General features: G+C 49.8%; 1 pseudogene. It reads right to left on the bottom strand.

Features of this window, described 5'->3' with window-relative positions:
* Window positions 1-255, bottom strand: a pseudogene (locus ACZYR9_RS27945) (group II intron reverse transcriptase/maturase); the annotation flags it as partial.

Raw genomic sequence — 255 nt, 5'->3', positions numbered from 1 at the left:
CTTCGAGCCATTGCCGGATAAGCTTGAGAGTACGTCTGTCACTGATTCGCATTTCCACCAGCTTTATTAGCTTCTCTTGGTTAATATTGTCGAAGTACCCTTGGATGTCGACGTCGACCACCCAATTGCCTTTGCGGTTGCAGGCTTTACGAATTCGCTCTAGCGCTTGCTTCGCCCCGCGCTTAGGCCGGAAACCAAAGGAACATTCCTGAAAGTCGGCTTCAAAGATCGGCTCCAATATGAGTTTGGTTGCCA

The organism is Paenibacillus sp. F024, assembly GCF_057814255.1.
Note: the sequence above shows the minus strand (reverse complement) of the source record. Positions and strands in the feature narration are given on the sequence as shown.